Origin of the sequence: Blautia massiliensis (ex Liu et al. 2021), assembly GCF_052064225.1 — a bacterium.
Classification (GTDB): Bacteria; Bacillota; Clostridia; order Lachnospirales; family Lachnospiraceae; genus Blautia_A; species Blautia_A fusiformis.
The window spans coordinates 1-1,986 of record NZ_JBQHWA010000071.1; the positions used below are offsets into that span (position 1 = coordinate 1).

A 1,986-nucleotide genomic window follows, 5' to 3' on the forward strand; every position below is an offset into this window, starting at 1 on the left:
CAACCTGTCCGAAAACCTTATTTTTAGGCATAAATTTAGCCCCTTTCCTTCATCTGTGACATTGAAAACTGAATAAAATACACAGGATGAAGAAAGAGGCTTATGCCTGTTCCATCAATTCCATCATTTTTTGAAATCCAAGGAGATTCTTCGCCCGTTCCAGGTTATAACCCAGACAAAAGAGCGCAAACTCTCCAGCCACTTTCCGTATTCCCCTTAAAAGAAAATAAGTGGCTCCCATTGCTCGTTTTATTGTTCCAAACGGATGCTCCGACAGGCACATCCTCCGGCTCATCTTTTCTTTATCCGGTTTCAGGAAAAACTTCACAACCTTTCTTTTTTCATAATGCCATTTTTCACCCGTTTTCGTTTCCTCCGGCTTCTTTCCTTCGGCTTCCAGCCAGCCCTTACATGGTTTTACCAGCTGATCTTTGGTAAAGTCGATCTCTTTCCATTCGCCTTTTCCCTTGTAACACTTATTGCGGTTCGGGCAATGTTTACACGCATTTTTATTGGCATAGCGGATATTCCCGTTTTTCTTTATGCTCTTCTGTCTCAGGATTTCCCCAGCCGGACAGTATACCAGGTTTCTCTCAGGATCTCTGACAAAATAACCATCTTTTGCTTTTTCCTGCATTTCCTCAGGACTTCCATAGACACTGCTGTTTTCCCGTTTTTCATCCACCACTTTACGACGGACTGTTTCTACCTTCATATCCTGTATCACTTCTGCATAAACTTCCGGTATCTTACCTGCATGCAGTGCTTTCTTCAGTTCTTCTGGCTCTGTGCTGGCAGTATCCGTTTCTGCCTCTTCATAAGGGATTTCTATGTCATAACCGTCTTTTCCATCATCTGTTATGACATGTGGGACAATACCGTTCTCCAGACACTCCACCATATCTTCCACAGCTTCATAACCTTTATCTGCTACTACTTCTATGATCTTTTCCGGTTCAGAGCTCTTTATCCCCTGCATCGTACTTTCCAGCAATCCATGGTCGGTTACCTGATTGGTCATCTGAAAATCTCGGATCAGATGTGTTTCAGAATCTACCGCCGTCTGTGGGTTATATGCTACTGTAAACCCATTTTTATTTTTCATGAGTTTTGCATCCGCATCTGTGATCGAAAGCTGGGATACCCCGGTTTCTTCCATCAGCTTCTGATAACCTTCGTATCTGGCAAGTCTCTCCTGTGCTTCTTTTAACTTGGCTTCAAGACTTTCTCTTGTCAGTTCTCCTGAAATCACGTCTGTTTCTTCCTGCTTGTCCATTTCATTCAGGATCCTTAGATACTCATCTGTATGACCATTCAGCCATTTGATCCTGTCATCCAGTTTGTTTTTGGTGAAGTTGTTATCTTTTGCGTTATCCGCCTGGATCTTTGTTCCATCCACGGAAGAAAATCCCCATTCCACTGCACCGGAGATCCGGCGGTTGAATTCATAAAAAATCTCTTTCAGGCTGTCTATGTTGTTTTTCCTGAAATCTGCAATGGTGCGAAAATCCGGTTCTACACCGCCGATCATCCATTTCACTTCAAGATTTACTTTACAGCTTTCAGCCAGTTTCCGTGAAGAACGGATACCTTTCCTGCTTCCGTAAATATATATCTTATAAAGGCTCTTAGGATCGTAAGATGGACGGCCTTCTGCTGCCACAGGTTTTACACCGTATTTCCCTATATCAAGATGGTTCACAAACGCATCAATTATCCTTGCAATACTTTCTTTATCTACAAATGCGTCCCATGAACAGCACATCAGCTGGTCACGGTCAAAACCTGAAACATATGGCATCTCAATTCACCTCAGAACAATTTTTCTCTGGTTTCATTATACTATATCTGAAACATAGATGCACGATTTCTGTGTACTTTATTCAGTTTTCAATGTGCAATTTTAATTTATATTGAACGCTCACAAGAGCATATCAATCTTTTTCTCATCAGATTAGATTATCCGAGTTTTCGGACAGTCTCCCC

General features: G+C 41.9%; 1 protein-coding gene. It reads right to left on the bottom strand.

From position 1 onward, the window contains the following. Nucleotides 1–100: 100 nt before the first annotated feature. Nucleotides 101–1,801 carry a transposase gene (locus ACTNDQ_RS15275; protein WP_441064990.1) on the bottom strand — a complete coding sequence of 567 codons (1,701 nt, stop codon included), beginning with the start codon at nt 1,799–1,801 and terminating at the stop codon, nt 101–103. Between the last annotated feature and the right edge of the window lie 185 nt (nt 1,802–1,986).